Raw genomic sequence first — 6,792 nt, forward strand, 5'->3', positions numbered from 1 at the left:
CACCTGCTACACCCCTTGCCGAAGCCCTTTTGCCAGATAGGGCACACAAACTCGGGGTCGACGCGGTGTGCCCGGCTTTCCACTCCGAGGCCACCTTCGATTCAGCACCGGCCGCAGGGCCGGTAGACAGGGAAGGACCCATGCGACAGGTACTGAGCCGACAGGTACTGGGCAAGGGGGTGCTCACCGCGGCCGCTGCGTCGAGTCTGCTGTCGATCGCGACCGGCGCGGCCTATGCGCAACCCGGGGCCATGGCCGAGGCCTCCCACTCACCGGGCGTACTGGCCGGCAACAGCGTCTCGGTACCGATCACCTTCGCGCCGAACGTGTGCGGCAACACCGTGGACGCCGGAGCGGGCCTCAACCCCGCCATGGGCAACAACTGCGCCACCACCACCGGCTCCGACGCCGGGTACGACTACGAGCGCTACCTCAGCCCGCAGCAGGCGGAGCAGGTCCGGCACTACGTCAACCAGCACGACCAGCCGCACGAGCAGGGCGGCTACGGAGACAGCGGCCCCGAGCAGCACGGGGGCTACGGCGACAGCGGCCCCGGGCAGCAGGGCGGCCACGAGGACCACGGGCCCGGGCCCCGGGGCGGCTACGGCGACTCCGGCGAGGAGGAGTGCGACGACCACCCCGCCCCGGAGCGGCCCGAGCCGCGGCCGCAGCACCCGCCGCAGCCGCACGGCGAGCAGCCCCCGGCCCCGGCCCCGCATCACGCGCCCCCCGCGCCGAAGCCGCTGCCCGCGCCCGAGGCGGAGCACCCGGCGCCCGCTCCGGCGCCCGCGCCCGCTCCCGTAGTGGAGGCGCCCGCGCCGCAGCCCGAGCCCGTACCGGCACCGCTGCCGGCTCCGGCTCCGGCCCCCGCGCCCGCTCCCGTAGTGGAGGAGGCTCCGCACACGCTGCCCGCGCCGGTCCCCGTCGCGTGGGAGGCTCCGGCGCCGATGCCCCCGCGCGGCAGCCAGGTCGTGGAGCACCCGGCGCCGGTAGTGCCCCCGGCCGACCAGCCGCCGGCGGCCCCCGCCGGTGACCTGCCCGTCCCGCTCCCCCCGGCACCGGTGCCCGCCCCGGCGCCCGCCCCGGCCCCGCTTCCCGCCCCGGCACCGGCCCCGGCGCCCGCGCCCGAGGCCGTTCCCGTCGCGGCGGTCCCCGCGGGCCCCGCGCGGCAGGAGCTGGCCGCGACCGGCGCCGGAGCGCCCGGAGCCGCGGCGGCCCTCGCCTCGGTCCTGATCCTGGGCGGCGCCATTCTGTACCGCAGGTCCCGTAACGCGGCCTGACGGCAATACCGGTAATCAGAAGAAATATCGGCCGGAGAGTCCCTTGTCGGATTCTCCGGCCGTTGCCGTGTTCGGTTCCGCGTTTCCGCGGCGCCGGGTAATCGTTAACCAGGTCGAAAGTGGCGCGACGGTCGCCACTGGAAAAGGATTTCGATAATGAAGCTCTCGAAGGTCGCCGCAGTCGTCGTCGGCTCCGTCGCCGCCCTCGGCGCCACCTCCCCCGCCTTCGCCGCCACCGAGGCGCCGGCCGTCCCCATGAGCCTGACGAGCGGGCTGACGGCCGTCACCGACTCGGTGAACCCGGTATCGGCGGCGCTGCCGCAGACCGTGGGCAACGGGCTGGCCGAACAGGGCGAGAGCGTCGAGAAGGTCGTGACCACCGTCCAGAAGGTCAACGAGGTCCGCAACGACGCTCCGGCCGAGGTGATGAACCTCGCCAACGGGGCCACGCAGGCCTCCCCGCTGCTGGGCGGAGTGAAGCTCAACGGCGGCAAGCACTGACGGTCCGGCCCGTTCACCTGCCGACATGACTGTGGGCGCCACCGGCGAGGCCGGGGGCGCCCACAGTCATGTGGTGTGCCGAACGTCAGTCGTTGACGCAGACGTTGCCGAACGCCGGGTTCAGCGCGCCGATCACGTTCACGGAGTTGCCGCAGACGTTGACCGGAACGTGGACCGGGACCTGACCCAGGTTGCCCGAGAGGACACCGGGGGAACCCACGGCCGCGCCCTCGGCCGACGAGTCGGCCATAGCGGAGCCGGCGGCACCGGCCGCAGCGAGACCAGCGGTGGCCAGGACCAGGGCGGCCTTCTTGGCAGTGTTCATGGGAAGTGCACCTTCTCTTCGATGTTCTGCCCCGATTCCGGGGCTCACATCGAGCGAAACGGTCCACCTTCCCAGACGACACGGTTCCGCACGCGATCAGACCTGTTCAGCCCAATAGTCGTAACCGCGTGCGGGTCCGCGTACGGAAGCCGGCCCCTACGGGAGGAACTCGGCGAACGACGGGAGCTTCGGGACGAGCCCCGCCGGTGTCCCGGGTGCCGCCGGCGCCGCCGGCACCACCGCCGCGGGCGGGGCCGCGGGATCGGAGACCGGGAGCGCCGGGACCTCCGGGATCGGAACGTCGGGAATCGGGATGTCGGGGATCTCCGGAATCGCCGGAACCGCCGGGAGCTGCAGGTCCGGGAGGCCGGGGATCGCCGGGAGGCCGGGGATCGCCGGGATCTCGGGGATCCCCGGCAGGGCCGGGAGCGTGGGCAGTTTGATCTCGGGGATCTTGATCCCCGGAAGCAGCGTGCCCAGGCTCTTGGTCAGGTCCGCCAGGATCTTGGAGACCGCGGCGAGGGCGTCTTCGACGGGACCCGCCGCCGCCACCCTCTCGTTGATCTCCTCCTGGGCGGCCGCCACTCGGTTCGCGGCGGCACCGGCACCCTCCGCGGCGCCCGCGGGAGCAGCCGCGCCGGAGAGTATGACGACCGCCAGGGCCGACGGGACGAGGACGCGGATGCGGGAGGCCTTGGTGCGGTGCATGGGTGTTCCTTCTGGTGGTCGCTCAGAAACGGACCCGATCGATCCGCTTCCTTACCCACCGTGCGAACGGGTTCTACGGACCGCAACAGGAACGCGGGGCCCCCTACGCCGCTGCGTGGTGCGTACGGGCTTCGCGCACGCGTCCGGGGGCGGCTCACCCCACCCGGGGAAAACATGCCCGCGGACAGGCCGTTTGAGTGAAGCAGGAGAACCAACCTCCCGCAGGACAGTTGATCAGGGAGCTCCGCTAGCGGGCACTCGTGCGAAAAAAGGATCAAGATGCTCAAGAAGATCATGACTGCTGCCGCGGTCACCGCCGCCGCCGTCGGCGCGGGCGCTGCTGTTGCCGCCCCCGCCATGGCGATCGGCAACGACAACGGGATCAACACCGTCAACGGGAACGGCGCCGTGCAGGCGTACGGCAACCAGAAGACCCACGGTGACATGAGCCCGCAGCTCGGCCTCGTCCAGGGCACCCTGAACAAGCCCTGCATCGGCCTGCCGGCCAAGGTCAACGCCCAGTCGCTGGTCGCCCTGGTCAACGTCGGCGTCCAGGACATCAACGTCCTGTCCAACCCGCAGAACCAGCAGTGCACCGAGAACTCCACCCAGGCCAAGGGCGACGAGCCGCTCTCGCACATCCTGGACAACATCCCGGTCCTCTCGGGCAACGTCTCCCAGGGCAGCTGATCTCCGCTCCCGGTCCACGTTCCGGGCGCTCCGCGCCCGTGGAGCGACGGGTTCGAAGAAGCGGTGTGAAGTCGTGAAGTGACGAGGGCCCCGGCAGCTTCCAGCTGCCGGGGCCCTCGCATGTCGTCCGGGGGGCTCAGCCGGTCCAGAAATCCCACCACCGGGTCAGGATCAGCATCCCGATCACGCCGGTGTGCAGGACGGGCGGGGCCCAGCCGAAGTCGGCCAAGAAGTTCCGTACGGGCGCGGGCGCGGGGAGGATCCCCGTCCGGACGGTGTGCGCGGTGACCGCCCAGAACATCACCAGGGTGGCCACCCAGGTCAGGCAGCACCACAGGCAGAGCGCGTTGATCTCGTAGAGCGACTGGACCATGAGCCAGGAGCAGAATCCGACGCCGAAGAGCATTCCGGCGTTGAGACCGAGCCAGAACCAGCCGCGGTGGCGGGCCCCGGCCAGCAGGCCGGCGCCGACGCACACGACCGCCCCGTAGGCCACCAGTCCCAGCATCGGGTTCGGGAAGCCGAAGGCCGCGGCCTGCTCGCTCTTCATCACGCTGCCGCAGGAGACCACCGGATTGAGACTGCAGGCGGGCTTGAAGTCCGGGTTCTCCAGCAGCAGGAACTTGTCCAGGGTGATGACCCAGGCGGCCAGCACCCCGGCGGCCCCGGTGATCAGCAGCAGCCAGGCCAGCGCGCGGGGTGCCGCGATCGGTTCTGCGTCCTTGCGGTTGTGGGGCCGGCCCTGCTGACGGGGGACGCCCACGGTATTTGTTGCCATACGGTCATGCTCCCGCCCTTGTGCCCGCTATCCGGCCCAACCATGCTCATCGACATGGAGGTTGACCTGAAGGGGTGGCTGGAACCCCTGACGCTTCCCGGACGTTTTACCGAACCCCGGACGTGATGTCAGACCCAGGGGCTACGTTGAGCTTCCGCGAAGTGACAAGCTGCGACGGCCTGGAGACCCACTTTGAGCGATCCGCACGAGACAACCGAGGCGCACCTCGAGCGACTCCTGGGCCGCGCCCTCAACTCCTTCGACCTGCCGGACGAATTGGTCGAGCGGCTGGGCACCGCGCTCGCCCACAGGTCCTCGCTCCACACCACCCGCCACAACCCGGCGGCGGGACCGTGGCGGGAGATACACCGGCACGCCTACCTGCTGTCCGACGGCGACTCCGTGGTCCTGTGGGAGCTGGCCCACCGTCAGGACGACGACCTCTCGATACGGTACGAGGTCTTCGCCGGCAAGGCGGAGACCTGCCTCGCGGCGGCCCGGCTCTTCGGTGAGATCCCCTCGCAGGTGGCGCGGGACCTCGTGGAGGTGACGGTCGAGGAGGAGCCGGACAGCGACATCGCCGTGCTGAGCGCGCTGTTCACCAATCCGACCCCGGCCCAGCGGCACCGCGAGTACGCGGTCGAGGAGTCCGCGGACCACGCCCGCCGGGTGCTGCGCCGCGCGGAGAACCCGGACCGGCCGGGCGAGCCGGTGGCCCTGCTGCTGCGGTCTGCCTACGCGCACCAGATCACGCAGGTCTTCGGCACCCGGCAGTGCCTGGCGGACGGGCGGGACGCCGGCTTCAGCCTGTACGAGCACTCCTTCGTCCTGCTGGACGGGAGCGAGTTCAGCCTGTGGGAGGTCGAGCACACGGTGACCCCGGACGGGCGGCACATGTGCGAGGTCTACGAGACCGAAACGGCCGCGCGCGGAGCCATGGAGCTCCGCGCGCGGGTGAGGTGACGGGGGCCGTCCAGGTCAGGCGGCGACGGTGACCTTCGCCGGCTCCGGCTGGGGCGCCGCTTCGGCGTCCCCGGTCTGCTGCCGCGGGGTCCCGTCCTGCTTGCGCATCCCCTTGAGGAGGATGACCAGGCCGGCGCTGGTGGCCGTACCGGCGGCGATGGCGATCAGGTAGAGCAGCGGGTTGCCGATCAGCGGGATCACGAAGATGCCGCCGTGCGGGGCCCGCAGGGTGCACTCGAAGGCCATCGAGAGGGCTCCGGTGACCGCGCCGCCCGCCATCGCGGCCGGGATCACGCGCAGCGGGTCGGCTGCGGCGAACGGGATGGCGCCCTCGCTGATGAAGGAGGCGCCGAGGAACCAGGCGGCCTTGCCGTTCTCGCGCTCGGTCTTGGAGAAGAGCCGGCCGCGGACCGTGGTGGCCAGCGCCATCGCCAGCGGCGGCACCATGCCGGCGGCCATCACGGCGGCCATGACCTTGAGGCTGCCCTCGTTGGGGGTGGCGAGGCCGCCGATGGCGAAGGCGTAGGCCACCTTGTTGAGCGGGCCGCCGAGGTCGAAGCACATCATCAGGCCGAGGATGACGCCGAGGATGATCGCGTTGGCGCCGGAGAGGCCCGACAGCCAGTCGGTGAGGGCCTGCTGGAGCGAGGCCACCGGCTTCCCGACGACCAGGAACATCAGGAACGCGGTGACGGCGGAGCCGATGAGCGGCAGGACCACCACCGGCATGATCCCGCGCAGGGCGGTGGGGATCTTCACCCGCTGTACGGCGAGGACGGTGCCGCCCGCGATCAGACCGGCGATCAGGCCGCCGAGGAAACCGGCGTTGATGGTGAGGGCCACGGCGCCGCCGACGAAGCCGGGGACGAGACCGGGCCGGTCGGCCATGCCGTAGGCGATGTAGCCGGCGAGTACGGGGACCAGGAAGCCGAAGGCGAGTCCGCCGGTCTGGAAGAGCAGCGCGGCCCAGCTGGCGGCCTCGGTCCACACGAAGTGCTCGGCGACCGAGGGGGCGGTGTTGATCTCGTACCCGCCGATGGCGAACGCGAGGGCGATGAGGAGGCCGCCCGCGGCGACGAAGGGGACCATGTAACTGACCCCGGACATCAGCCAGGTGCGGAGCTTCGCGCCGTAGCCGTCCTGGTCTTCCCCGGCCTCTTCGACCGGGGTCGGGGCGGTGGTGGTCTCGCCGCGTTCCGCCTTGGCGCGGGCCTCCTGGAGGAGTTCCGCCGGGCGGTTGATGCCCGCCTTGACGCCTACGTCGACGGTGGGCTTGCCGGCGAAGCGGGCGCGTTCCCTGACCGGGACGTCGTGGGCGAAGACTGCCGCGTCGGCGGCGGCGATGGCCTCCGGGGTGAGCTTGGTGAAGCCGGCCGAGCCCTGGGTTTCGACCTGAAGGTCGATTCCTGCCTCGGCGGCGGCCTGCTGGAGGGACTCCGCCGCCATGTAGGTGTGGGCGATGCCCGTGGGGCAGGAGGTGACGGCTACCACCCGGAAGGGCTGCCCTGCGGGGCTTTCCCCACCCCGCCCCTTCCCGAAACTGGGGC

General features: G+C 71.5%; 8 protein-coding genes. 4 read left to right on the forward strand and 4 right to left on the reverse strand.

Going from position 1 to position 6,792, the window contains the following annotated elements; genetic code table 11:
- Nucleotides 1-140 precede the first annotated feature (140 nt).
- Together ACFWNV_RS38785 and ACFWNV_RS38790 are read left to right on the forward strand one after the other, a co-directional pair.
- Nucleotides 141-1,280 (forward strand): chaplin, encoded by a 1,140-nt coding sequence (locus ACFWNV_RS38785; RefSeq protein ID WP_383956783.1) that lies wholly within the window; start codon nucleotides 141-143, stop codon nucleotides 1,278-1,280.
- 156 nt (nucleotides 1,281-1,436) lie between these two features.
- A complete protein-coding gene (locus ACFWNV_RS38790) occupies nucleotides 1,437-1,781 on the forward strand; it encodes a hypothetical protein (RefSeq protein WP_383956786.1) in 345 nt (114 codons plus the stop codon).
- Between the two features lie 85 nt (nucleotides 1,782-1,866).
- Here the strand turns inward: ACFWNV_RS38790 and ACFWNV_RS38795 are convergent, their stop codons facing one another.
- On the reverse strand, nucleotides 1,867-2,106 hold the full coding sequence (locus tag ACFWNV_RS38795) for a chaplin (protein WP_327306287.1): 240 nt from the start codon (nucleotides 2,104-2,106) through the stop codon (nucleotides 1,867-1,869).
- A gap of 156 nt (nucleotides 2,107-2,262) precedes the next feature.
- Nucleotides 2,263-2,814, reverse strand: coding sequence for a hypothetical protein (locus ACFWNV_RS38800; RefSeq protein WP_383956789.1), 552 nt, complete (start codon nucleotides 2,812-2,814; stop codon nucleotides 2,263-2,265).
- Nucleotides 2,815-3,093: 279 nt separating this feature from the next.
- Here ACFWNV_RS38800 and ACFWNV_RS38805 point away from each other — a divergent pair, with 279 nt between their 5' ends.
- Nucleotides 3,094-3,504, forward strand: a complete 411-nt coding sequence (locus ACFWNV_RS38805) for a rodlin (protein WP_383956792.1) — start codon at nucleotides 3,094-3,096, stop codon at nucleotides 3,502-3,504.
- Nucleotides 3,505-3,640: 136 nt separating this feature from the next.
- Here the strand turns inward: ACFWNV_RS38805 and ACFWNV_RS38810 are convergent, their stop codons facing one another.
- Nucleotides 3,641-4,282 carry a vitamin K epoxide reductase family protein gene (locus ACFWNV_RS38810; protein ID WP_383956795.1) on the reverse strand — a complete coding sequence of 214 codons (642 nt, stop codon included), beginning with the start codon at nucleotides 4,280-4,282 and terminating at the stop codon, nucleotides 3,641-3,643.
- Between the two features lie 192 nt (nucleotides 4,283-4,474).
- On the opposite strand from ACFWNV_RS38810, the gene ACFWNV_RS38815 reads away from it, so the two are divergent.
- Nucleotides 4,475-5,245, forward strand: coding sequence for a DUF6227 family protein (locus ACFWNV_RS38815; RefSeq protein ID WP_383956798.1), 771 nt, complete (start codon nucleotides 4,475-4,477; stop codon nucleotides 5,243-5,245).
- 15 nt (nucleotides 5,246-5,260) lie between these two features.
- On the opposite strand, the gene ACFWNV_RS38820 is transcribed toward ACFWNV_RS38815, so the two are convergent.
- Nucleotides 5,261-6,792: PTS fructose transporter subunit IIC (locus tag ACFWNV_RS38820; protein ID WP_383956801.1), on the reverse strand; the 1,532-nt coding region annotated here is incomplete at its 5' end.

It is taken from the genome of Streptomyces sp. NPDC058401 (genome assembly GCF_042722885.1).
Lineage (GTDB): Bacteria > Actinomycetota > Actinomycetes > Streptomycetales > Streptomycetaceae > Streptomyces.